This window comes from Flavobacterium davisii (assembly GCF_019565505.1).
Lineage (GTDB): Bacteria > Bacteroidota > Bacteroidia > Flavobacteriales > Flavobacteriaceae > Flavobacterium > Flavobacterium davisii.
On sequence record NZ_CP067378.1, the window covers coordinates 747,078 to 770,762 of the forward strand.

At 28.4% G+C, this 23,685-nt stretch carries 25 protein-coding genes and 3 pseudogenes; 3 read left to right on the forward strand and 25 right to left on the reverse strand.

Annotation, left to right across the window (positions count from 1 at the left end):
* Nucleotides 1-4: 4 nt before the first annotated feature.
* The 23 genes and pseudogenes from JJC05_RS03735 to JJC05_RS03830 form a co-directional block, all read right to left on the reverse strand.
* The gene (locus JJC05_RS03735; protein WP_127822923.1) at nt 5-628 is read right to left on the reverse strand and encodes a hypothetical protein; all 624 of its coding nucleotides are present in this window, start codon (nt 626-628) and stop codon (nt 5-7) included.
* A gap of 242 nt (nt 629-870) precedes the next feature.
* Complete coding sequence (locus JJC05_RS03740) at nt 871-1,950, reverse strand: glycosyltransferase family protein (RefSeq protein ID WP_309597411.1); 1,080 nt, start codon at nt 1,948-1,950, stop codon at nt 871-873.
* Nucleotides 1,929-2,270, reverse strand: a complete 342-nt coding sequence (locus JJC05_RS17955; protein ID WP_309597412.1) for a hypothetical protein — start codon at nt 2,268-2,270, stop codon at nt 1,929-1,931. Before JJC05_RS17955 ends, JJC05_RS03740 begins: the two co-directional genes overlap by 22 nt.
* 11 nt (nt 2,271-2,281) lie before the next feature.
* Nucleotides 2,282-3,153, reverse strand: a pseudogene (locus JJC05_RS03745) (N-acetylneuraminate synthase family protein).
* Nucleotides 3,143-3,604 carry a KdsC family phosphatase gene (locus tag JJC05_RS16600; protein ID WP_258929472.1) on the reverse strand — a complete coding sequence of 154 codons (462 nt, stop codon included), beginning with the start codon at nt 3,602-3,604 and terminating at the stop codon, nt 3,143-3,145. The pseudogene JJC05_RS03745 and the gene JJC05_RS16600 overlap by 11 nt, the downstream one beginning before the upstream one ends.
* An 8-nt stretch (nt 3,605-3,612) precedes the next feature.
* Nucleotides 3,613-4,233, reverse strand: a complete 621-nt coding sequence (locus tag JJC05_RS16605) for an acylneuraminate cytidylyltransferase family protein (protein ID WP_258929473.1) — start codon at nt 4,231-4,233, stop codon at nt 3,613-3,615.
* Nucleotides 4,234-4,301: 68 nt separating this feature from the next.
* Nucleotides 4,302-4,802, reverse strand: a complete 501-nt coding sequence (locus JJC05_RS03755; protein WP_235878237.1) for a hypothetical protein — start codon at nt 4,800-4,802, stop codon at nt 4,302-4,304.
* A gap of 80 nt (nt 4,803-4,882) precedes the next feature.
* Nucleotides 4,883-5,377 carry an acyltransferase family protein gene (locus JJC05_RS03760; RefSeq protein WP_235878238.1) on the reverse strand — a complete coding sequence of 165 codons (495 nt, stop codon included), beginning with the start codon at nt 5,375-5,377 and terminating at the stop codon, nt 4,883-4,885.
* A complete protein-coding gene (locus tag JJC05_RS03765) occupies nt 5,374-5,808 on the reverse strand; it encodes an FkbM family methyltransferase (RefSeq protein ID WP_235878240.1) in 435 nt (144 codons plus the stop codon). The genes JJC05_RS03760 and JJC05_RS03765 overlap by 4 nt, the downstream gene beginning before the upstream one ends.
* Nucleotides 5,781-6,239 (reverse strand): hypothetical protein, encoded by a 459-nt coding sequence (locus JJC05_RS03770; RefSeq protein ID WP_235878241.1) that lies wholly within the window; start codon nt 6,237-6,239, stop codon nt 5,781-5,783. The genes JJC05_RS03765 and JJC05_RS03770 overlap by 28 nt, the downstream gene beginning before the upstream one ends.
* A complete protein-coding gene (locus tag JJC05_RS03775) occupies nt 6,232-6,447 on the reverse strand; it encodes a hypothetical protein (protein ID WP_235878242.1) in 216 nt (71 codons plus the stop codon). Before JJC05_RS03775 ends, JJC05_RS03770 begins: the two co-directional genes overlap by 8 nt.
* Before the next feature lie 112 nt (nt 6,448-6,559).
* A pseudogene (locus JJC05_RS03780) lies at nt 6,560-6,898 on the reverse strand (hypothetical protein); the annotation flags it as partial.
* Nucleotides 6,899-7,328: 430 nt separating this feature from the next.
* Nucleotides 7,329-7,979, reverse strand: a complete 651-nt coding sequence (locus JJC05_RS03785; protein ID WP_235878244.1) for a glycosyltransferase family 2 protein — start codon at nt 7,977-7,979, stop codon at nt 7,329-7,331.
* A 65-nt stretch (nt 7,980-8,044) separates the two neighbouring features.
* Nucleotides 8,045-8,206: a glycosyltransferase family 2 protein gene (locus tag JJC05_RS03790; RefSeq protein ID WP_235878245.1), complete on the reverse strand. Its 162-nt coding sequence runs from the start codon at nt 8,204-8,206 to the stop codon at nt 8,045-8,047.
* The gene (locus tag JJC05_RS03795; RefSeq protein WP_258929476.1) at nt 8,185-9,045 is read right to left on the reverse strand and encodes a glycosyltransferase; all 861 of its coding nucleotides are present in this window, start codon (nt 9,043-9,045) and stop codon (nt 8,185-8,187) included. Before JJC05_RS03795 ends, JJC05_RS03790 begins: the two co-directional genes overlap by 22 nt.
* Before the next feature lie 115 nt (nt 9,046-9,160).
* Nucleotides 9,161-9,352, reverse strand: a complete 192-nt coding sequence (locus JJC05_RS16610) for a hypothetical protein (RefSeq protein WP_258929477.1) — start codon at nt 9,350-9,352, stop codon at nt 9,161-9,163.
* Nucleotides 9,353-11,161, reverse strand: a complete 1,809-nt coding sequence (locus JJC05_RS03800; RefSeq protein WP_235878246.1) for a glycosyltransferase — start codon at nt 11,159-11,161, stop codon at nt 9,353-9,355.
* The gene (locus JJC05_RS03805; RefSeq protein WP_235878247.1) at nt 11,154-12,197 is read right to left on the reverse strand and encodes a glycosyltransferase; all 1,044 of its coding nucleotides are present in this window, start codon (nt 12,195-12,197) and stop codon (nt 11,154-11,156) included. The genes JJC05_RS03800 and JJC05_RS03805 overlap by 8 nt, the downstream gene beginning before the upstream one ends.
* The gene (locus tag JJC05_RS03810; RefSeq protein WP_105196984.1) at nt 12,181-13,128 is read right to left on the reverse strand and encodes an NAD-dependent epimerase/dehydratase family protein; all 948 of its coding nucleotides are present in this window, start codon (nt 13,126-13,128) and stop codon (nt 12,181-12,183) included. The genes JJC05_RS03805 and JJC05_RS03810 overlap by 17 nt, the downstream gene beginning before the upstream one ends.
* A gap of 117 nt (nt 13,129-13,245) precedes the next feature.
* Nucleotides 13,246-14,352: a non-hydrolyzing UDP-N-acetylglucosamine 2-epimerase gene (gene wecB / locus JJC05_RS03815; protein WP_105196983.1), complete on the reverse strand. Its 1,107-nt coding sequence runs from the start codon at nt 14,350-14,352 to the stop codon at nt 13,246-13,248.
* Between the two features lie 634 nt (nt 14,353-14,986).
* Nucleotides 14,987-15,871, reverse strand: a complete 885-nt coding sequence (locus JJC05_RS03820) for a hypothetical protein (protein WP_105196982.1) — start codon at nt 15,869-15,871, stop codon at nt 14,987-14,989.
* Nucleotides 15,872-15,879: 8 nt separating this feature from the next.
* Entirely contained in the window at nt 15,880-17,166 is a 1,287-nt protein-coding gene (locus tag JJC05_RS03825) for an ABC transporter ATP-binding protein (RefSeq protein ID WP_105196981.1), read from the reverse strand.
* A gap of 54 nt (nt 17,167-17,220) precedes the next feature.
* Nucleotides 17,221-18,082: pseudogene (locus tag JJC05_RS03830) on the reverse strand (ABC transporter permease).
* A 259-nt stretch (nt 18,083-18,341) separates the two neighbouring features.
* On the opposite strand from JJC05_RS03830, the gene JJC05_RS03835 reads away from it, so the two are divergent.
* The 3 genes from JJC05_RS03835 (at nt 18,342) to JJC05_RS03845 (ending at nt 20,287) form a co-directional block, all read left to right on the forward strand.
* Nucleotides 18,342-18,941 carry a tyrosine-protein phosphatase gene (locus tag JJC05_RS03835; protein ID WP_309597413.1) on the forward strand — a complete coding sequence of 200 codons (600 nt, stop codon included), beginning with the start codon at nt 18,342-18,344 and terminating at the stop codon, nt 18,939-18,941.
* A 165-nt stretch (nt 18,942-19,106) separates the two neighbouring features.
* Entirely contained in the window at nt 19,107-19,787 is a 681-nt protein-coding gene (locus JJC05_RS18685; RefSeq protein ID WP_235878248.1) for an acyltransferase family protein, read from the forward strand.
* Complete coding sequence (locus JJC05_RS03845) at nt 19,784-20,287, forward strand: acyltransferase family protein (protein ID WP_235878250.1); 504 nt, start codon at nt 19,784-19,786, stop codon at nt 20,285-20,287. Before JJC05_RS18685 ends, JJC05_RS03845 begins: the two co-directional genes overlap by 4 nt.
* A gap of 1,020 nt (nt 20,288-21,307) precedes the next feature.
* Here the strand turns inward: JJC05_RS03845 and JJC05_RS03850 are convergent.
* Together JJC05_RS03850 and JJC05_RS16615 are read right to left on the reverse strand one after the other, a co-directional pair.
* Nucleotides 21,308-23,362 carry a GumC family protein gene (locus tag JJC05_RS03850; protein WP_258929478.1) on the reverse strand — a complete coding sequence of 685 codons (2,055 nt, stop codon included), beginning with the start codon at nt 23,360-23,362 and terminating at the stop codon, nt 21,308-21,310.
* Nucleotides 23,326-23,679, reverse strand: coding sequence for a Wzz/FepE/Etk N-terminal domain-containing protein (locus JJC05_RS16615; protein ID WP_258929479.1), 354 nt, complete (start codon nt 23,677-23,679; stop codon nt 23,326-23,328). The genes JJC05_RS03850 and JJC05_RS16615 overlap by 37 nt, the downstream gene beginning before the upstream one ends.
* Between the last annotated feature and the right edge of the window lie 6 nt (nt 23,680-23,685).

A 23,685-nucleotide genomic window follows, 5' to 3' on the forward strand; every position in this document is an offset into this window, starting at 1 on the left:
ATTATTAATCCTTTATTTTATTTGAAAATATTATTGAAAATTCTTTTGCACCAGTATGATTCAGATGATAACCATTTTTAAATAAATTAGATTCGGTAATTGAAGTAGAAAAATCCCAAAAAACAGGATAATGATTCCTTAATTGTGAAACAAAATTAAGATTTTTAGTATCCCTCCTGAACGGTGCTGTAAAAAAAACATAATTCATGCCATTAGTTTTCATAAATTGTAATGTTTCTTTATTGATTTCATTATTTAAAACGCTTGTTGGTAATATTCTTTGCCAAGTATTACCATTTCCATATAAAGGCTCATATCCAATTGTGGTGTCAAATTTGTTTTTTCGGAACAAAGCAGCTAACAGGTCTCTCATACCTAATTTGGAACTATTTTTTAAATATTTATAAAAGGGGAAATAAACTAAAAAGAGATAATCCTTTTCATCATAATAATAAGATTTTATTATGCTATTTTCTTGTATATATGGCAACATATCTAAATATAAAAAATTAGATTTATCAGTTGAATTATAATAATAATCCGTTTGAACAAAAATTGAATCCGATTTTATATTGTAAAATTTAGTAAGTTTCAATAATGTTAAAATGTCTTTAGGTTTTGCATCCATTACGCCAAAATTTATACTTGTCCTATTCAAACAAGAATCTATAATTTTTGGATTAATATGATTTACAACCCTCGACGAACCGTAAAATATATAGTTATATTTTTTATTTTGCTTATTTTTTATAAATTGAAATTTAGAATAGTTTGTTTTTTCAGTATAACAAAAGGTGTAAATTGACTCTAGCAAAAACGAAGTTGAAATGAATATAAATAATATCTTAGAAATAAAGTAAAAAAAATCTCTCATTTATTTAAAAGTAGATTAATTTCTTTCCAAATTTTTTCTGATGCCAAAGTTGGTTCTTCTCCAACTACAATATCAAACCATTTTTTTCCGTCAGAAACATTCGATTGTCTTCCATCTAAAATGGCTTTTACGATAGAAGTCAAGGCTGCTTTATCATGTACAAACAAGGCTGCTTGTTGAGAAGGCATTGAACGAAAATGGATGTATTTATAATTTTGTCCAATATCTCTAATTCCTTTTTTTAATTGTGGCTGTTCGTAATCAAAAAACAAACATGATTTATTATGTGCTACAAAATCAAATACCATAGACGAGGCAATATTTCCTACAAATTCAGTATGTTCACAAATGTTAGATTGCAACGCAAAGTCTTCTTTTGTTGGCATAATTTCATTCCATGTTTTTCCTATAGGACGCCATAAAGGATCTATGGAAACGATGACATCTTTATATTTATTTAATATAATTTGATATCTATCTGTAAAATCTACTGGACATTTACGATAAATTATTCCTAAATTATATCCTTGACGATTCAATTCTCTTACCGATATTGCCAAGTCTTCTAAATAATATTGATCCAAAGGAGAGGTTACGATATCATCTCCAGAAAAACAAATGTATTTTTTTTCAATTTCTAATTCATGTTGTGCGTAAAAGTCCTCTTTACTTTGTAACAAATCTGGATCAAAATGGCTTTCGAATTGAGGAGTACCTGTTACAAAAATATTTTCCGGAATCACATACGGACAATATTGCAACAATTCATTTTTCATATATTCACTCCAAACAAAATAATAATCTGTTTCTATTAAGGTTGTTGCCTTGGGTAAATTATCCCATGAAAATATAAAAGTTGCTGTAGGTATTCCTAAATCTTGCGCTGCTAAAATAGGCGCTATGGCTTGCGTAGGTCTTGGATTGGTACAAAAAACAAAATCTGGTTTTTGTTCTTCTAATTGTCTTTTACAATAATGGTATTTTTCGGTTGATCGTTCTGCTTTTTTTATTTTTTCTCGAATTACTTTTACTCCTTTCTCATTGGATTTAGTGGCTACGAGAAAATCAACATACAAACTTTTAAATGCGTTTTTGAATCCTTTATAGGATTGCGGAAAATTATAGGTATTGTATACTGTTTCTTTAAATTTTTGTCAAATAAATTTAATTCTGATCTTTTTCTGGCTCTGGTAAAAACAGTTGTTAGTGGATGTAATTTATTATTGGTAATTTTTAATTCTTGGTATCCAATCTCTGCCTCAATTTCAAAAGGGGTATTGTTCCAATAAACAATCTCAAATCCTAATTTTTTCCCTATTTGGTTAAAATTTGTAAGCGCAAAATTTCTCAAGCCGACTCCATCTGGTAGGAAAATAAATATTTTTTTTGATGACATAAATGTCTTTTTTAAACTTTTTTAAATTTTAATTTGTCTCTTTGGATTTGTTCGATTGGTAAAATATCTTGCTCTTTATAAGACAATGCTTTGTAAACGGCTTTTAAATCTCTTGCTAATTTTCGCATTCCTTCTGGTTCTAAAGATGCCGCATGATCCGTCCCTTTCCATGTTCTATCTAATGTATAATGACGCTCAATAACATTTGCTCCTAGAGTAAAAGCGGCCACATCTACAGCAATACCTAAATGATGTCCTGAAAAACCAATATGTTTGACTTTATCTCCGTATTTTTGAATTAGTAAGTTGATATCTAAAAGACAAACATCTTCAAATGGAACAGGATATCCTGATGTACAATTGTATAACACTAGATCTTTGTTTCTTCCTTTTTCTATAAAATAATTAACTAAAGAATCTACCTCATCTTTTGTGGTCATTCCTGTTGAAATATGAATTTCTCCTTTGTAATTGTCACACAACCACTGTAGCATTTCAAAATTATTATTGCATGCGGATGGTATTTTTATAAAATCTGGCTCTAGAGAAGCTATTTCTTTAGCGGATGTGGTATCCCAAACTGATGTGGAATATACAATTCCTAATTCTTCGCAATATTTTTTTAGTTCGGCATGTTGATTAGCATCAAATTCTAAAAATTCTCTGTGCGCCCCATAAGTATCTCCATACGAATTTACAGGATTAGGATGTGGCGCATTATATTGTTCTTCTGTTAGCAACTCTTTATTGTTCCTTTTTGAAATTTGACAGCATCTGCATTACAATATACTTTTGCCATTTTTATCAATTCTTTGGCAATTTCCATTTTTCCTTTATGGTTACATCCTATTTCAGCAATTACATAGGGTTTTTTAAATGTCATATCTTTTATTGTATTTCATTATCCATTCACATGTTTCTCTTATAGCTCCTTCTGAAGAATTCTGATTTAAAATGATATCTGCGTTGTTTTTCAGCGTTACTGTGGCGTTTTGTGGTGTAAAAGACCAACCAACGGAACAAATACAGGTTAAATCATTTACATCATCTCCTACATAAGCTATATTTCCAAAACTAGTATTTTTATTTAAAACAAAAGATTTTAACAATGAAAATTTATCTTTTACTCCTAAAAAAAGATTTTTAATTTGCAATTTTTTCATTCTTTCTTCTACTAGTTTGGAATTTTCAGAGGTTATTACAACAACCTCAACGCCATTTTGTCTGAGAATTTCTAATCCCATTCCATCACGCATATCGAATTTTTTCATTAGTTCTCCTTCTTTTCCGTAGTAAACACATCCATCGGTGAATACTCCGTCAACATCTAGCACTAAATAATCTATTCTTTTTGCTCTTTTAATTGTTTTTGTCTTTTAGCTAATAGCTTTTCTGTTATTTCCCAATCTGTTAAACTGTCGATCTCTGTTAATGATTCTTCTGGCATTTCAACTACTGCTATCTTTCCACTTATTCTATTATTGGATTGTACAAATTCTTTTTTTGTAGTGGCATAAATTGCACCATTTTCTATTAAGAGTCCATCAAAATCTTGTCTTCTAGGTCGTTTAAATATATCATAATTTTGTGCTTTCCCTTCATTTGACCAAATAAATCGGTGTGTTTTAACCACACTTAAAGCGGCATCATAATTTTCATCGAGTTTATTTAATACCTTATTGATATCATTAGATGTTGTAAATGGAGATGTTGCTTGTAATAAGCACAATACATCAAAATCATAATTAATTTTTTCTACAAATTCTTTCATGGCACTTTCTGTTGATGCTGTATCGTTTGCATTTTCAGCACTTCTTAAAAGAGGGTGTACCTTGTTTGTCCAAGTATATTCTTTTTCGATGAATTTTAGTATTTCTTCATCATCTGTAAAAACAAAAATTTGATCTAATTCGGAAAAAATTGCTTCTGTTAATATCCAACAAAAGAGAGGACGTCCTAGCATTTTTTTTTATTTTTTCCTTGAATTCCTTTGGATCCTTTTCGTAACGGAATAAGTGCGACTTGTTTCATTTATTTACTTTGAAAATAATGTTCTCTAATTTTTAAAAAATATTTTTCTACATAATAGGTCATGAAATAACCAAAAAAACAGCTAAAAAACAAGACAAGAATAAAGTGAATGTAATGATTTTCAACATTTAATTGTTTAACCTCAAATATAACAAATGTATGAATTACATAAATTGAATATGAACAGAAACCTATCTTGGCTATAATATCAACAATAAACTTTGATAAACTTTGATCTAAAATTTTATTAACATTAGGAATAAATAAAATAAAGCATAAGAAAATTCCAAATGCAATATAGACCAACGTAAAGCCTATTGTTTTTACAAAGAAAGAATTTAATGGCTCTATAAATGGGGTAAAGGTTAAAAATAATACAGCTAAAAAAAGTAAACAATTCCTTAATTCATTAAATTTTTTTCTAAAAAAATCTTGTTTAAAATGGTACAAATAAGAAATCAAAACACCAAATAACAAAGCATCGACTCTCAAATGTGTCATTGTAAAATTGCGTATGGATTGTTCTTCAAAACAAAAATTTGAAATGACACGAAATAATAGGATTAATACTAATATAAAAACTAAAATTTTTTCTGTAAAAAAATTAGTATAGGAAAAAAAATCTTATCTAATCTTTTATTATTCAAAACTAAATAAAAGCTCAAAACCAATCCAAAATAAAAATGTTCCTCAACTGCTAATGACCAACTTGCTGGGTAAGCGTATCCCCAACCTGTTGCATAATTTTGTAAAAACAGTAAATCTGTAGCCATTTTTCTAAAATCTAATATTTTATTATTCGAATAAAATGGTATTAGATACAAAATATAAAACAAATAAAAAATTGGATAAATTTTAAATCCTCTTCTTATTAAAAAACGTTTACCATCAATTTTATTATGTTTTTGATATTCCTTAAAAAGCAATCCCGAAACTAAAAATCCACTCAAAACAAAAAATAAATCAACTCCAATCCATCCCATTTTTTCTGTCCAATAAAATAAAAATTGATGGCGAAGTAAAACCAATAAAATTGCGATCCCTCTAAGAAAATCTAGTTCTCTCAATCTATTCATAACTTATTTTCTATTAATTTTTGATTTATACCTATTGTCAACTCTCCAAAATAGGTTAATTCAAAACCATAATTTTCTAATATTGTTATGATATCTTTATTACAATCAAACTCTTTATGAATTTCAATTGCAATACATTTCGTCTTTTTTAAAAAATCTATTGATGCTTTTTTACTAAAAATTTGCTTTTCTGAACCTTCAATATCAATTTTAAAAATATCTATATTTTCAAATTTAGATTTTTCCAAAACAAAATCAACCGTAAAAGCTTTTATATCAGTCTCATAACAAGATTCTTCAACACGAACAGCCCAATCAGAGCGATCTCTAAAATCACGTACTATTTTCAAACTGGTATTTTTATTCCACAACCCTCCTTTAAACAAATAAGCCTCTGTATTATTTAGTGTAAAATTTTTTTGATCATACAAAAATTCGTGCTACTTGGTTCAATGATAGCTAAATTAACTTTAGGGAAAATACTTTTAAAATAAACAGAAGTATATCCAACGTTTCCTCCTGCATCAATTATGTATTGGGGTGTAGTTCCGAAAAAATCACGGTATAAATCTACTACTTTCTTATATTCATTTCCTCTAAAGACTTGTCCAAAAACTTTCACATCACTAGACGGTAATTTTCTTATATACAAATCAACTTTTGAATCAAATAACCTTACTTTATATTTTTCTGAATCTTCAGAAACTAAAACACCATTTGAAAAAATTAAATGATGATAAAGTTCATTTATTAATTTTTGTTTCCGAGTTGGTCTTAATCTAAAAATTTTTAGCAAATAATAAAAAAATAAGATTACTTTATTTTTAAAATCAATTCTGTGTAAATTTTTTAATTTAAGCATCTTTTTTATTTAATTGATTAGCAATCCAAAATTTAATTTTTAAAATCATAAAATCTCTTTTCATAGTTTTAAAATATGAAATTGTATTTAATATAGAAATCTTTTTAATAAAGGACAGAAGCAACTTCAACTTATTAGGAAATTTCAATTCTGAATGTAATTTAAAATGAGCTAAAGTTTCATTTTTAATTCTATTTAACTCAGACATTTCATCTCTTTTTATATCATAAAAAAAGGTTTCATTTATATCATAAATACTATAACCTAATTGGGTAACACGACTTGACCATTCTTTATCTTCACTAAATGGTAAAGAATCGTCAAATTTTACTTCTTCCCCAAACTTCTTTAGAAACCAAACAACATGCCGCCATCAATCCAAAATCCAATGGCTTCTTAACTTCAAAATCGTATTCTAATGCACGTTCAAAATTTTTTGCAGAATTAATAAAACGAACGCCTGCCCACTTTTTTTTTATTTTGAACAAAAGAAAGAGAATTTTTAAAAAAGCTATTCCCATAGGAATTACATGAGCACTTAATAACAAAACAACGTTATTTTTTGCTGACTCAATCCCCATATTAATTGCTTTTCCATAAGTAAATTTATCTATAAAAATGATTTTACATTTATAACTTTTTGCTATTTCAACACTATTATCATTCGAATAATTTCATCTATATCATCATGATAAAACTTTGTCAAAATTTTCAAAATTCGTTCAAGTAACTTAGCTTCATTTTTATTTCGGATAACAATACTAATCATAATTTTATTTATTTTATGAGACTCCTCTATAACAATAATCCTCTTATCTAAATGGTATAAACTCTGTTTCTTTTTAGGATAGAGGTTAATTAAACAATATTTTCAAAGAATTTACGAAATGTAATATTTTTTTACATTCAAGACAAGTTGAGGATCGTTCTATTTTTAAAATTAATACTTACAAATAAAAACAAAATGTTGGCTTTTGTAAGTATTAAGTTAACATCTCCATTTTATCTCTCCAAATATCTTTTTAGTGAAGCCAATGCACGCTAAAACTTATAAAATAAACTGGCTAAAACAACGATTGAATAGTATAATTAATACGTTAAAGATTTAACTTCTCTTATTTTTCGGATTGTAGAAACAGCCATCGGTTTTCTAAATTGTTTCTTCTTTTTATAATTTATAAAAATATGTTTTAATGCTTTACAATAAAGCTTAAAAAACATCACGTCATGTAGTGCATATTTTTTAAAATTATGAAATAATAACTTTAAAATAGGTACGATGGGTTGCGGATAATAGTTTAAAAAAATAAAGAAAGAGTTTTGCAACTGTTTTTGAAAACGATAATAATTTTTTCCTTGTTTTTTTCTCTTAATGAAATCTACCCGATGATTTACTATGATTTGATTGGTATACCATATTTCATAGCCTAAATTTAATACTTCTAAGGATAGACAGGTTTCTTCTCCATAAATATCGACCCATACAGGAAATCCTTTCGTTTTTTCATAAACTGTTTTTTTTATAGCAAATCCGCATCCTATAAATTCATTTGTTTCATACATTTGAACAGGTTCTTGATAAGAATCTAGGGCAACTTGATCTGTTTTAAAAATCCCTTTTATTTCCTTAAATGCCAATATTCCAATAACTGAAGTTGCAAACAAAGTTCGTATTTGTTCCTTGTAATTTGTTGAAATTAAATGAGCATCATCGTCTAATCCAATTAGATATTTCCCCATAGCATGGGGGTATAAAAAAGCTCTAGCGGGTGAGGCGGATATTCGTTTTTTACCAGAGTACCACTTTACCCATTCGAATTCTTTTTTAAGATTTCTGTTTCAGGACAAGCGTCAATATAAACTAAAACTTCTTCAATTTTCAAATCAATAGTTTGTTTTAAAACTGATAACGTTTTGTTTAAATCATCTGTTCGATTATGTGTTACTATGAGGTACGAGAACTCCATTCATTCGATATTTGAAGATACAAATCTACTATTTTTGATTGAAGAAAAGCTCTATCATAACGGCAATTAGCATTAATTATATTTACTTCTTGGGCATTTTTACGCAACTGAAGATCTTGTAGTGCTTTTAAAATTAAATTAGCTATTTCTTCCTCATTCTCTGGATCTTGAATTAAAAATCCATTTTGTCCATTTTGAATTACTTCTTCTGTTGCGCCACCGGGGTTAGACTGAATAGGAAAAGCTCCCATCCCCATTGCTTCTAAGAGAGCATTAGGCATTCCATCAGATAAACTATTGGCTAAATGTAGTGCACTTTTACCCATAAAATCTAACAAAACGGCATTAGGTATGTATTTTTTTCTAGCGAAAATTTGTACTTTTTCTTGATTAAATAAAGGTTTTGAGTGTAAATAATCTACAACAACGGCATCTGCACTATATACTAACAAATCATATTTTTTGAATAGAGTTGGAATATATTTTTCAATAGCTTTCAATATAACTAGAGCTTTCCCTACTCCATCTTGGTAACCTTTGATCATTATAGTTGTTCGAGTTTCAACAGCCAAGATTGATTCTTTAGGATAATCAATTCCTCCATTACCCGGATAAACACCTAAAAAATTGGATTTAAAGCCTAGTTGTAATGCTTTTTCATAATCTCTACCACAATCTGTGATTAAATAATCTACTCGATTTAAGAATTGCTGTACAAAAGAAGTCTCAAGCCCTAGACGTTCATACTGAAATAAATCACTACCCCATGAGGAATACACTAAAGGAATGGTATTATTTTTTTTTAATACGGAAAAGATAGGGTACCCTGCTAATTGCATTTCAAATATATGAATAATATCTGGTTGTATTTGATTGATTAGTTGTGAAAAAACAGTAATTACAGATCGCTCATTATTTTTTTGAATAGTGGAATAAAAACTTGGTAAATATTTTTTAATTTTTTGTCGAAATGGATAGTTCCATTTGATTTTCCAACCTTGGATATTGTTTTACCCAACTAATTTTATCTGCAAATCCTGCACCATCTGTAATATCAAACCAGTGTACTTGGTATCCACTGTTTTTTAACTGGTTTGCCCATTGAAAAAAATGATGGTTGGGTATGGAAACTAGTAGGATTTTCATTTAATTGAAAAGTAATTTATATGTTTCATTAAATTGTTCAATCGAAAAATGCTCAGCTGCATAGTGTCTACAATTAGCGCTTAATTCGGCTATTAATTCAGGATGTTCAAGTAAGTGGGACAAATGAGCTACTAGGGTATTTATAATTTTTTCTTCTTCTAATTCTTCTATTAAATATCCTGTAACACCCTCTATAACATGAATTTTTATACCCCCTACATTTGTAGTAATAGGAATACAGCCAAAACTCATCCCTTCCATAAAAACCATTGGAAAACCTTCATAAACAGATGTTAAAACCAAAAAAGAGGTAGATAAATATAATGTTTTTAATACTTCAAAATCACGAATATCTCCTAAAGGTTCAACTCCATAAGACAAAACCAAATCTTTTTTTAGACTAACACCACTACCTGCCATATAAAATATAGTTTCAGGATATTTTTGTTTAACAAGTTGAGAGGCTTTCAAAAAAAGTTCGGGTCGTTTTTCGTCAGACCATCTACCAATAAAACCAACTCGTATTTTATTTATAGACTTTACTGCAACTTCAGATGGAATAGCAACGCCATTAGAAATAACCTGAATATGGGAAGTACAAGAGGATATTCCAGCTCTCAAATAATAATTCGTAATAACAGTTTTAGCAACCTCATTAATTACAACTCTTGTGGTAATAGAACGAGCACTATCAATAATCATTTTTTCTCGATAATCATCTTTACTAAAAGCATGAAATAAATCAAACTTTTTGATATTGGAACTTATAAATGGCAAGACTTCATAGTAATAATCCGAATTGGAACCAAAAACTTTTGTAATGCTTTTACTTGAATTTATTTTATTTGCAATACATGAAGTTAATAACCGTATTAACCTAGTATTTTTTTTATTTAGTATATCATTAAGTTCTAAACAACAAGCAAATTGGGTAAAAGAAGGAAGCATATTAGAAGTTGCTGAAGCCTTGGTAAAAAAAACAATACATTTCTTAGGATATATTGCCTCTAATATAGCCGCATGTACTCTTTCAGCACCACCAGTATGATAATACGGAAAAAAGAAAATAACTTCAACATCAGGTAAGACTCGAATCAATTTAAAGTTAAATGATAATAAATGGTAATAACCTATAAAAAGTTTTACTATTTTTTTTATTTTAACCATTCTTTTTATTGCTTTACAACAAACCATAGTATCTCCTTCTAATAAGATTACTTCTTCTACTTCTAATGAGGTATACTTCTGAATAACATTTTTTAGTGTAAATGGGCTAAACCAATAATTATGATCAGGGTGTACTATCTCTATAAAAGAATCCTCTTCATAATGATTACGATGTATATGACGTTTAGAAAAACAATTTGGTGCGGTAATATAAAACGTTTGAGCGTTTACACTTTCTATTCCTTCTAAAAAAGTTCGAACATTATCCACATGCTCAATAGTTTCTGGGACTATACATATATCGTAACGATTCTCTTTTAAATCGTTAAAATTTGAAAAATAAGGTTGATCTACGTAAGCTTTTAAATGCTCAATACCATCTACATCTACATCAAAACCGTGAATGGATCGAGTTACTTTTGACAGAAAAATATGTAAATTATAGTCCGGTTTAAAAATGGGCCAATCATTACATCCAAAATGAATTATATCTTTTCCATCACATATTTGCTTAAAAAATTCAAATCGGTTTTTTATACTCTTTTTATCAACATACTGTACCCAAAAACTATCAATTTTTTGATACATAGGTAATTCTTTAACAAAGATTTTTTTGTATAGTTTTTTTAATTCGTTAATCATAATCATTTCCCATAAAATTAAGTATTTGTTCTTGAGTTAATCCTTTTTTTTGAAAAGCATATCGAGTAAATATTGTTTTTTTTAAAATTCGTTTAAATAGAATTTGTTTAACATAAAAAGCTACTTTATTTCTTTTGAGTAATGGTAGATGAGTATAGGAACGATAAATAGGAACTTCTTCATATAAAGCATTAAAACGCTCTTGCATCCGGGGTTCAAATATATTACCTAAATGAAAGGCAAAATTATCATCTGTAGACAAACGATATCCGTCATTTTTTAAAACGGGTAAGTCTGTATATTTATATTCACTATCGCCCAAGATTTTGTAAATACTGTTTTCTTTGGGCAAATTTTCAAATACTTCTCTTTTGTAGGTAGCGCAAAAATGAGGGCAACCTACTACCGCTTTTATTCCATTTGTTGCCTGTAATTTTAAAATAGTGTCTTTCCATGTGGGTTCTAGCCATAACCATCCTAAACTTTTAGCAAACATTTCTAATTCTTCTTCATTAGTCACAGGTTCGAATTGTAATTTTGAATTAAAGAAATAATCAAACCAAATATTATGGGTAAGTTCAAAATGCTTTCTAAAAACAGGAACTGGACTTACTGCTCCTGCTTTTGGGAAGGATTCAAAAATTTGTAAAACCTTGTCTTCCCAACCGTTTTTGAATAGAACATCAGCATCTGTAATAGTTATTAAACGTTCTTCTGCAGTACGCAGTGATTTTAAAATACTATTCACTTTGCCTATTCCTTCACGTTCAATAATCAATTCATCTATATAACCTTTAGAATATAGGATGTTCAAACGTTGATTAATCGTTACTGAGCTTCCATTACTGACTACTGAAATTTTTAACGGTGAATGTGTTGTTTTACGAACGGAATATAAACAAAGTTCAAAAATGCGATATGTATCTTTGTAATAGTCCTCTTCATTTGGAATATGTAAAGGAATTATGACACGATGATCACAAACAGTTCGTTCTACTAGTTTTCCTATTTTTGTGGGATTATTTCCTAAACGCATACTCATTAGATTTTTTATAAAAGGCTATTAATTTAGCCACTCCTTCTTCTAGGGTGATTAAATCTTTATTTAATATAGATAGCATCTTTGAATTATCTGGACATCTTCTGGCCATATCGCCTTCAGGTAACGCGGGTAAAAACACTATTTCGCTAGAAGATTGAGTATATTGAATAATTTCTTGTGCTAATGATAGGATTGTTTGTTCTTTATGACTTCCAATATTAATTACATCGTTCAGACAAAGACCTTGATTTAATATTTTTACACATGTTTCTATATTGTCTTCTACATAACAAAAAGAACGGGTTTGCATACCATCGCCATAGATGTAAATGGTTTCATTTTTTAATGCTGCTTTCAAAAAACGAGCAACTACAAAATCTTCGCTCTGATTGGGGCCATAAGTATTAAAAAATCTAAAAATGGTATAATTTAAACCATATTCTTGTTGATATGATTTAAAAAATGCTTCTCCTACATTTTTCACTATCGCATAAGGTAATCTTGAATTCAACGGTGTTGTCTTTTCATTTTGGGGAATTTCAATAGGCTCTCCATATACCTCTGAAGAACTTGAAAAAAACACACGCTCAACTCCTGAGTTTTTAGACAAACTCAAAATATTTTTAATTCCTTCTATGTCATCTAAAACGGAAATGGGATTTGCTAATGTTCTCTTTACGCCTACTACAGCTGCATAATGAAAGACATAATTAAAATTGTAGCGTCCGAAAATGGGTACAATATCGTTATAAACATTACAATTTGCTTTTATAAATTTTATATTGTCTTTTTTCGGAATTTTGTTTAAAGATCCTGTTGACAAGTTATCTACAACAACTATATAATTTGAACTGTCTTCTGCAAGCTTGTCTACTAAAGCACTTGCAACATTTCCTGCTCCTCCGGTAACTAATATAATTGACATGAATATTTTTTTTATAATTATTTTAAATGGTTAACTTTCAAAAACTATAAGAATAGAATTAAAACTAATTTATCTATAAGGCTTATATTCATTTATAAAGAGTCATATATCCTTAATTTATTCATTTATTTTTTGTAATTGTTTCACTATTCTACAGGCCGTAGCTCCATCTCCATATGGATTTATTGAGGAGGAAAATTTTTGAAAAGTATCTAATATTTTAGTAGCTTGTTCTATTATTAAATCTGTATTTGTTCCTACTAAAAATGACATCCCCGCTGCCACCCCTTCTACTCGTTCTGTAAAAGTTCTTGTAACAAGAATAGGTTTTCCTAATGTTAGTGCTTCTTCTTGAACTCCTCCTGAATCTGATATTATCATAAATGATTGTTCCATCAACCAAATAAATAAAGGATATTCCGCAGGCTTTATTAATAAAATATTAGGCTGGTTTCCTAACATAGAAGTAACGGGTTCCAAAACATTAGGGTTTAAATGAACGGAATAAACAATTTGTACATCAGATCTTTGAGCCAGTACTAACAATGCTTGGCAAATCTGAACTAATCCTTCTCCAAAATTTTCCCTTCTATGTCCAGTAACCAACAATATTTTTTTAGTTAAATCTAGTTGTTTTTTTAATTCAAATATGGCTTCATTTTCGTAGCCTATCTTAATTTTATTCACCGCCCATTTTAATGCGTCGATTATAGAATTACCTACCTCAAAAACATTTTCTTGATGAACCATTTCTAAATGTAAATTAGAAACTGATTGTGGTGTTGGAGCAAAATGATAATCAGCTAACTTAGCTGTTATTTGTCTATTTAATTCCTCTGGAAATGGAGAATATTTATGATATGTTCTTAAACCTGCTTCTACATGTCCAATTTTTATCTGTCTATTGAAAGCAGCTAATGCTACCATGGTTGAAGTAGTTGTATCTCCATGGACTAACACCATATTAGGGGCTTCCTTTTCTAAAACAGGATCAATATATTGCAATATGTTAGCACATAATTGGTTTAAACTTTGATTGGGTACCATTAGATTCAAATCATAGTCTGGAATAATTTCAAAAAAATCTAAGACCTGATCTAACATTTGTCTGTGTTGTGCTGTAACACAAACTTTTACTTCAAATGCTTTTTCTTTTAATTTATGATACAATGGTGCCATTTTTATAGCTTCTGGTCTAGTTCCGAAACAAAGTAAAATTTTCATCAACCCTTTTTTATACACTACAAGTATACTTATATTTTATTAAATCCATTAATCAAATCTAACTTTTCTATTTCTATTATTATTTTCATCAATAAAATCTAATAAATCTTTCTACTAGATAATGAAATACAATGAAAAGTAAACTACAAGTAAAAATTGAACCAAAAAACTTATGTCTTCATTAACATTTTTAAATAGATGTGAATATTAAAAAAATCTATAATTCATCTTTTAAATAAAAAAAAAAGCTAGCTCAGTATCCCAAAAAACGACAACTACTTCATTTTCAAAAACATTACTAACGAACTCTTTAAAAAAAGCATAAAAGATCCATTAAAAATAGTCTATAATTAGATTATTAAAAATCAATAATTTTCCTATAATCCAAATTTGAATCATCAAGACACTGTAAAAAATCATCTTAATATTTTTTTTTACAAATAAGGTTATTGATAGATCTAATAAATAGGCTAAATGAATTCTTTTAAAAGTCTAAAAAAAAACAAAACTGTATAAAGCATAAAAGCATATACGACTACATTAGCATTTTCAAAAATGAAATCTAAGATACAAACTCATTTTTCAATCAAAATAATAAATAGCTATTGCAAATGTGGTCATAAACCTCGAAAAGTTAATTCTTGTATTTTATCCATTTTTTTATACGAGTTTTAATCTTAGCAATTAATGGTTTTTTATAAGCATTTGCTTTATACCAAGTTTCTATTTTTTGAATCCAGTTATCATTTAACCAATCTTGTAGATAGACTAAAGAATAACCAGAATCTATAAACTGTTTGGCTTGAAAAACTAATCTGGGGCTATAAATATGAAATGCTGGAGATTCTGTATTAATAAAAATATCAAAATCCATTACAGCTGCACGAGTACAAAAATGTTTATCTTCACCTAACCAAGTCATGTTTTTTATGCTTTGAAATCGAACACCTGAAGATAAAATTTTACGAGTTAATAAAGTACAAGCTCCTGTAAACCCTACTTCGTAGGTGCCCGGTATTCTATAACTCATCATTCTATCTAATGGATTACCATCTTTATCCCAACAATTGGGCATATAAGAGGCTGCGTACGAAAAATGTGTCCAAAATATCTCTGCTATAAAATCTTTCTTAGCATGAAATAAATGGTTTATCGTTTGTGGATGCAAAACTAAATCAGCATCTACAAAAAATAAAAAATCATAATCCTCTCTTAAAAAGTATTGGATAGCTCTGTCTTTTATCAGAGTAATTCTATTATATAAATCTAATTCCCATCTTTCCTTTCGTTCTTCTATATCGGGTTCTATTTCAAAAATAGTGTTCAACAATAAAGCGTTGTCTTGTTGAGAAACAAATTCTTGTAACAAAACACTACTTTTTGGATCTAAATTATCATCAAAAAAAGAATATGTAAAATTAAATTCCGCAACATCTAAATCTAATAAAGAACGGAGATGTAATGCTACTATTTCATGTGATTTTCTAACTGGAGAAAAAAGCAATATTTTTTTTTTCATGCTTCTAACTATATTTTTTGAATAGTCCAACGTTGAGGTAATATATGTAATCCATGAAGTCTTGGCTTGAATTCTTGCTTAATCTTATAGGCTTCACTTTTAATTACTTCAAAATATAATAATTTATCAAAAATAGTATACTTCGATTCAGCAATTGCATCCATCACAATTACAGAAACAAAATATTTACTTGGAACATAATTAATATCTGAAAAGTCACAGGTAATCTGAAAACAACCATCTTCATTTAAAACAACTTCTTCTGCCATAAGATAAGTAGAACCAGTAGTTAAAATCTTGTCTTCATAATTATATAATTTATATTCTACTATTAATGAACCTCTAAATCCAAACGTTTCTAAATGAGTAACTATTTTAAATCCTGTATTAAAATCTACTAAATCTATATTTTCAAATACAGAATTAGATATATAAGCATTTTTAAGTATCAAACGTTTATCAAAAGTAAGTAGTGGAAAGTTAATTTTTGAATCAAAGCTTACTTTTAAATATTCTGAAATGATTGTATCAGTATCACCAATCATTTTAACAGTTCCTTGTTCTAATAAAATTACTTTTTTACATAATTTTTTTATCGCAGACATATCATGACTTACAAACAAAACAGTTCTTCCTTGTCCTTGAGCTATATCTTGCATTTTACCGATGGCTTTTTGCTGAAATTCTGCATCTCCTACAGCTAAAACTTCATCAACTACCAATATTTCAGGTTCTAAGAAAGCGGCTACAGCAAAAGCTAATCGAACGGTCATTCCACTACTATAGCGCTTGGTTGGTGTATCAATATAACGCTCACACCCACTAAAAGCAATAATTTCATCTAACTTAGAGGTAATTTCTGCTTTGGTCATTCCTAAAATAGCACCGTTCAAATAAATATTTTCACGACCTGTGAGTTCTGGATTAAATCCCGTTCCTACTTCCAACAAAGAAGCAATTCTTCCTCTTGACTTTATTACTCCTGTAGATGGAGCTGTTACTTTGGATAATATTTTCAAAAGAGTTGATTTCCCTGCTCCATTTTTACCTATAATACCTAACACCTCCCCTTTCTGTACTTCAAAATTTATATCCTTCAAAGCCCAAACATAATCACTGGTTCCTTTAGACTTTCGATCATTGGTTTCCCCCACTTTTAAATAAGGGTCTTCTTTACCACGAATTTTATACCACCAACGATTCAAATCATGACTAATCGTACCTGTCCCAACAGTCCCTAATCGATATTGTTTTGACAAATTCTCTATTTTTAATATTACGTTATGTGAACCCATGGATTAAAATAATTTATGAGTGAAAATCTTCTAATTATAAACAAAATTTATGATTCAAACTGTATCTATAAAATTCTTTTCTGTTTTATTAAAAATCAACAATCCGAATAAAAAAAGCATTAAAGTTATAAGGATTGTATAAAGCATTCCCTCTATTGAAATACTCCCTTCATCTAGTAAAATGAAACGAGAAGCTTCTACGATGTATGCTAAAGGATTGTATGCTACCAGCCAAGCATATTGTGGAAACTTTTGTTGAATTAACTCTATAGGATAAATTACAGCTGAAACGTACATGAGTAGTTGAGTTCCAAAGTTTACTAAAAAGATAAATCTCTATATTTAGTCACCAATGAAGAAATAATCATTCCTAATGCCAATCCTAAAAAGCCCATTAAAGCTACTAAAAAGGGAATAACAACAAAGTTCTACTTAGTGTTAATGACATTCCATTGAATACATAATAGAAATAGAATCCTAAAAAAATTAATAATTGAATACCTAATTTTAATAAATTAGTCACTACTGTAGACAGAGGCATAATCACTCTAGGAAAATAAACTTTACCAAATATAGCTGCGTTTTTCTTAAAGGTGTCTGACGTTTCCGTCAAACAAGTCGTGAAATAGTTCCAAATTATAATACCCGCCAAATTAAACAAAAAAGGAGGAGTTTCACCTGTTTTTATCCCCGCTACATTATTAAAAATAACAGTAAACGTTACAGCTGTAAACAATGGCTGAATCAAGTACCATAAAGGACCTAATATCGTTTGTTTGTAAACTGTAACCACATCCCGTTTCACAAATAAAATTAATAAATCACGATACGCCCAAACTTCTTTTAAATTCAAATCAAAAAATGAAGATTTTGCTGTAATAATCTGATTCCAATTATCGTCTTTAGGAGTATTCATACATTTTATTTAAAAAGCGCAACTTAATAAAATATACTATTAAATACAATAAAAAGAAAAATTATCATTATGTAAAGACTATCTAAATACGTACCTTTGTAAAACATAAAGAAATTAAAAAATCTATGCTGTTTTTTACCAAATCAAAGCCTTATTTAAAAGAATTTACAGAAAATTTTATTGATCTACATTCCCATATACTACCGGAATTGATGACGGAGCCAAGAATATAGAGGATACCATACAGTTAATAACTACTTTGTCTGATTATGGATTTGTACAATTTATGGCAACACCCCATACTTTTGCTGGTTATTATGATAATACTTATGAATCTATAGCTACCAATTATAACAATACCATTAAAGAATTGAATAAAAAAGAGTTATTTGTTACTATGAATTTTGCTTCAGAATACTTAATGGATGATCATTTTGTTTCTCTTTTCAAAAAAAAGGAAGTTCATACTCTAAAGGAGCAATATGTTTTAGTCGAAATGTCTTATTTAAATGCTCCTATCAACTTATATGATATTTTATTTGACCTACAAGTGGCAGGATACACTCCCATATTAGCACATCCTGAACGTTATTTATTTTATCATCAGCAATTTGATTCCTACAAAAAGCTAAAAAATGCTGGATGTAAGTTTCAATTAAACCTATTATCTACAGTTGGATATTATGGAAAAGAGGTAAAAAATATAGCGGATCAATTATTAAAAGAGGGATTAATTGATTTTGCAGGAAGTGATGTACATCACGAAAGACATTTAACTGCTTTTCAATCAAAAATAGAAATAAAAAATACGGATGCTCTTAAAGAGGCCATTCGAAATAATAATTTCTTTAAAATATAATATTCAGCAATTCCTATTTCCCCTAATGCATTTATTTTTATTATTGAGAATCATTTTTTTTGCATTTTCTTAAGTAAAAATAAATTAAACCATATTTATTACTATTAACAAAATATACGTATAACATAAACTGTATCCTGTTTCTTAAAACCTACTTATGATAAAATGAATCCTTTGAATCCTTTTTTTGCCATTATAATCTTCCTCATTGCCTTTGCAACAGCTTATTTAATAAATTTAAATTATAAAATAACAAATGACAACACAAGATATGAAACAATAGATGGAATAAGAGGCTTTCTAGCTATAGGTGTTTTTATACATCATTCATCAATATGGTTTCAATATTTACAAATAAAATCTTGGGAAGCCCCAAAATCAAACTTATATAATCAATTGGGCCAAACAAGCGTTTCTTTATTCTTTATGATCACCTCCTTTTTATTTGTGACGAAATTATTAAATTCAAAAAATCAAAAAATTAACTGGAACATTATATTCATATCTCGTTTTTTTAGACTAGTTCCAATGTATCTAGTATCTATCTTTCCATTAGTCTTAATTATATTCATAATAAGTAATTGGCAACTCAATGTTTCTCCTTTTCATCTTATAAGAGAATTACTGGAATGGATAACTTTCACCATTTTAGAGAGTCCAATCATCAATAATTTATCATATACACATATAATAAACGCGGGGGTTGTCTGGTCTCTTCCTTACGAGTGGCTCTTTTATTTTAGTCTTCCACTCATTTCTATTTTAATATTCAAAAAAGAACTTCTTTTTTTTATACTGCAATTAGCTTCTTGTTCGTCCTATCTTTCTTTAAAATTCACGGTTTGAACATTCCGCATTTACTTTCTTTCTTAGGTGGTATAATCCCCCCTTTCATCATTAAGTATAATACAAAAAAAGTAAATTTTAATTCCTCTTTTTTCAGTTTAATAATTCTAGTATGTCTAGGATTAATTTTACTTTTTGACACTTCTAACAACTATATTTGTAAATTCCTAATAATAATAGTTTTCAATTTAATTGCTTTAGGTAATAATATTTTTGGAATTTTAAAAAATACTACATTAAAGTTTTTAGGTGATATTTCATATAGTACCTATTTAATTCATGGAATCATCATTTTTATCGTAATGTTTTTTTATTATGGTCTAGAAGAAGCCGAAAAAATGTCTCCTATAAAATTTTGCAGCATCATTTTCTTTATAACTCCTATTGTCGTTTTAATTAGTTTTTTATCTTATAAAATTATAGAAAAACCTTTTATAGATTATTCAAAAAGAATTAACTATGACCAAATAAAGAATTACATTATAAAAATTAGATATTAAATTTGAGGTAATGTATTCAAAAATAGTTGGTAATTTTTCACTTTTTAACACTTATATTGCCCTGTAAAATTAAAGAGAAGGTTTCCTCTACCGAGGAGCAACCAACTAGCAATAATTTTATAATTTATACGATATAAAAGGATGACTAAAAATCCATCCTTTTTAATATCGGTATTTAAGGCACATTCAGAAGTAAAACCACATCAACCCAAAAATGGATAAAAAGACCGAAATTGAAAATCAATTTTGATCTTTTTGAATCTATTTAGTTCGAAAATAGGGTTGAAAGCGTCACGGTAAGACACCCGTTCCTTGTAAAACTATCAAAATCATCATGGATACTAAAAAGTGACATTTGCCATTAAAAGCTACTTAAATATGTTATTTTATACCATTTAAACTTATAATATATTGGATAAAAAATGAAGTTCTCGATACGCTTTTTTCATTTTCAAAAGAAATCGAACAGACGATCGAGTATATAATTGAAATCACCGCTAGTTCGAGCGCGAAGCGCATCGAGAACCAACACTAATTTTTGTTGCTTTTGTAGATGTACTATTTTTAAAAAGAAAATTCAAAGATTAAATGGTATTAGACATATTTTCAAATGAAAACCTCATTTTTGGCTCTTTTTGATCTATTTCGAGGTTCATTTCTTTAAATACAAGTCTTTATTTTTTTGAAAAAAAAGTATTTGTATTATTCTAAATATACCTAAGTACACTTCCCTTATTGAATATACAAAAAGTTTTTAAGTTTAAAAAAAATGAGCTCAATGTCTTGTTGAGCTCATTTTTATCTAATTTAAGTTTAAATCTATTGATATTTTTAGATATAGTCTAATCATATACTGATCATTTTCACATATCATCAAACTTATTTATAATTCATCAATAATCATCATTTTTTTATTCCATTTAACCTTACATCTAATAAGATTAAAAAATCGGTCATTATTTTTTTAATTCAATTAATATTTCTGTCAAACTATTAATACTAAAAAAAATACTTTTGATTCTATTTCAGAATAAATAAATCTCTAATTTTTTCCCAAAAAGTTTTCTCTTTTACCTCTTGTCCATATCCATATCCATATCCATATCCATTTATTACATCAGTATCATTCAAGACCATAGACATATTAGGTAATTTACCCTCTCTATAAATAGAACTTGGAATTTTTAACAATTCTTTTTCTAAATATTTAGCTCTAACTACATAAATAAAGGCATCGGCATTTTTTGCAATAAGCAAAGTATCAGTTACTAAACTTACAGGAGCTGTATCAACTATTATATACTCATATTTTTCTTTCAAATAATCAAACATTTCCTCTAATTTCCTACTCATTAATAATTCTGCTGGATTAGGCGGAATAACACCCGCAGGAAGAACATCAAAACAATCGTAATTAGGCAATTTGATTATATAATCCTCAATTGCTTGATTAGGCGTTGTAAGATAATTTGTCACTCCTCTGTTTGGCAATTGTAAATAATCATCTAATCGTGGATTTCTAATATCTAAGCCTATCAATAAAACTTTTTTCCCTGTCAAGGCTACAGTACCCGCAAGGTTTACAGTAATGAAAGTTTTCCCTTCTGCTGGCAACGTAGAAGTTAAGAAAATAGTTTTAGCATTGGTTTCTACTTTTGAATTTAGAATAAATTCAAGATTAGTTCGTACAATACGCATTGCTTCGGCCGCACTTGTTCGACTCTCTAATTGAATAATTTCTTGATGAGAGTCAGAATGAGGTACATCCCCAAGGAATGGAATTCCTAATTTATCTAAATCTGCTTTTGTTTGAACCTTTGTATTTAATAAATCTTTTAGATAAATAATTACAAATGGGATGAATAAACCAACTAAAATTGCAACAAAATAAATAATCAAGGGTTTTGGTGAAATAGGATTTTCTAAAGCATAAGCTTTATCTATTATTTTCGAATTGGGTGCAGTAGCTGCCAAGGTAATGGCTGTTTCTTCTCTTTTCTTAAATAAATACAGATACAACTCCTCTTTTATCTGTTGTTGACGAAATATACCTCTATATTCTCTTTCTAACTTTGGAATCTTATTTAATTTTGAATTTAATGAATTGCGTTCTCCTAGTAAATCATTATTTTTAAATTCTAAAGCTGATTTTTGTTTTGATAAACTTTGAGCAATAGAACCTTTTAGAGTTAAAATACGATCATTTAATTTTTCTATATTCGGATTATCAGATGTTGCACTTTTTAATAATCTATTACGTTCAATAACTAACATATTAAACTCATTGATTAAACCAGCCGCTGACGCATTATCAGAAGGGATTAAATTTATAGGTAGAACATCTGTCTTATCACTCTTCAGTTGAGCGATCATCATATTTATTACAGTAAGCTGAGTACCAACAGAAACTTGTTCTGTATTAAATGCAGATGCTGTTTTCAAATCCAATTCTACTTCAGCAGTAATATCAGTCAGATCGTTATTTTTTTTATATTTTTCTATATTTTTCTCAACCCCTTGTAATTCTTCTGTAACGATAGCTAGACGATCATTAATGAATTTTGCCGTTTTTTCTGATATCAAATTCTTATCATTGATAGCATCTTGATTATAGTTTACTACTAGTTTATCTAAGAAATCAACAGCTCTTTGTGGTACTGGATCAGTAAAAGTAATTTCTACCACATTCGTTTTTTTATTCAGTGGCTGAACTACTATCTTATTTTGAAGAGAATTAGTTTCTTTATCAATATTTCTTATATCTATTCGATAAGTTCCTTTATCACAATACTTTACTTTCCCAAAAGCATCTTCTAACAAAGACAATCTCTCTATAATAAAACTGCCTAATTTTTCACTTTTAATGATTTGATTATAACGATATTCTCCTATTAAATCTTTATTTTGATTGTATAATAAAAATTTATGAGTTCCTTTCAATGATACTACAAGACTTGTATCTAAATCTATCTTCTCTTTGTTCTCAAAAAGAATTTTTATGGGACTTTTCCCATAAACATTAGTTGATTTAATTCTACCTACAGCATAGTAATTAATATTGAAACCTCCTGACAATAAGGTTTTTTTATGATATTTCTAGATTTTAAAATTTCAATCTCGTCATCAATTTTATTCTTAGCTCCTCCGAAGCTACTGATGTCCTCCAAAACAGAAAGCTCAGATGCCAACCCTCCTGACTCTTTATCTTTTATTAATACCGTAGTAGATGCTTTATATGTAGAGGTTTCATAACGTAAGTAAATTTTTGCTAAAAACAAAGAAACTATAACTAAAAAAACAAACCAATACCAATTTCTTAAAAATTTATTTAATATTAGTTTTATATTTATTTCATCAACATTTTCTTCTTGGGGCATGAAATTATTTTGCATTTTATC

Coding starts and splice junctions, on each gene's coding strand:
- JJC05_RS03735 (WP_127822923.1), bottom strand. CDS start 628: ATGGATGCAAAACCTAAAGACATTTTAACATTATTGAAACTTACTAAA.
- JJC05_RS17955 (WP_309597412.1), bottom strand. CDS start 2,270: ATGTCATCAAAAAAAATATTTATTTTCCTACCAGATGGAGTCGGCTTG.
- JJC05_RS16605 (WP_258929473.1), bottom strand. CDS start 4,233: ATGCTAGGACGTCCTCTCTTTTGTTGGATATTAACAGAAGCAATTTTT.
- JJC05_RS03755 (WP_235878237.1), bottom strand. CDS start 4,802: ATGACACATTTGAGAGTCGATGCTTTGTTATTTGGTGTTTTGATTTCT.
- JJC05_RS03760 (WP_235878238.1), bottom strand. CDS start 5,377: ATGAATAGATTGAGAGAACTAGATTTTCTTAGAGGGATCGCAATTTTA.
- JJC05_RS03770 (WP_235878241.1), bottom strand. CDS start 6,239: ATGCTTAAATTAAAAAATTTACACAGAATTGATTTTAAAAATAAAGTA.
- JJC05_RS03775 (WP_235878242.1), bottom strand. CDS start 6,447: ATGTCTGAGTTAAATAGAATTAAAAATGAAACTTTAGCTCATTTTAAA.
- JJC05_RS03785 (WP_235878244.1), bottom strand. CDS start 7,979: ATGGGGAAATATCTAATTGGATTAGACGATGATGCTCATTTAATTTCA.
- JJC05_RS03790 (WP_235878245.1), bottom strand. CDS start 8,206: ATGGAGTTCTCGTACCTCATAGTAACACATAATCGAACAGATGATTTA.
- JJC05_RS03795 (WP_258929476.1), bottom strand. CDS start 9,045: ATGCAATTAGCAGGGTACCCTATCTTTTCCGTATTAAAAAAAAATAAT.
- JJC05_RS16610 (WP_258929477.1), bottom strand. CDS start 9,352: ATGAAAATCCTACTAGTTTCCATACCCAACCATCATTTTTTTCAATGG.
- JJC05_RS03800 (WP_235878246.1), bottom strand. CDS start 11,161: ATGATTAACGAATTAAAAAAACTATACAAAAAAATCTTTGTTAAAGAA.
- JJC05_RS03805 (WP_235878247.1), bottom strand. CDS start 12,197: ATGCGTTTAGGAAATAATCCCACAAAAATAGGAAAACTAGTAGAACGA.
- JJC05_RS03810 (WP_105196984.1), bottom strand. CDS start 13,128: ATGTCAATTATATTAGTTACCGGAGGAGCAGGAAATGTTGCAAGTGCT.
- wecB (WP_105196983.1), bottom strand. CDS start 14,352: ATGAAAATTTTACTTTGTTTCGGAACTAGACCAGAAGCTATAAAAATG.
- JJC05_RS03820 (WP_105196982.1), bottom strand. CDS start 15,871: ATGAAAAAAAAAATATTGCTTTTTTCTCCAGTTAGAAAATCACATGAA.
- JJC05_RS03825 (WP_105196981.1), bottom strand. CDS start 17,166: ATGGGTTCACATAACGTAATATTAAAAATAGAGAATTTGTCAAAACAA.
- JJC05_RS18685 (WP_235878248.1), top strand. CDS start 19,107: ATGAATCCTTTGAATCCTTTTTTTGCCATTATAATCTTCCTCATTGCC.
- JJC05_RS16615 (WP_258929479.1), bottom strand. CDS start 23,679: ATGCAAAATAATTTCATGCCCCAAGAAGAAAATGTTGATGAAATAAAT.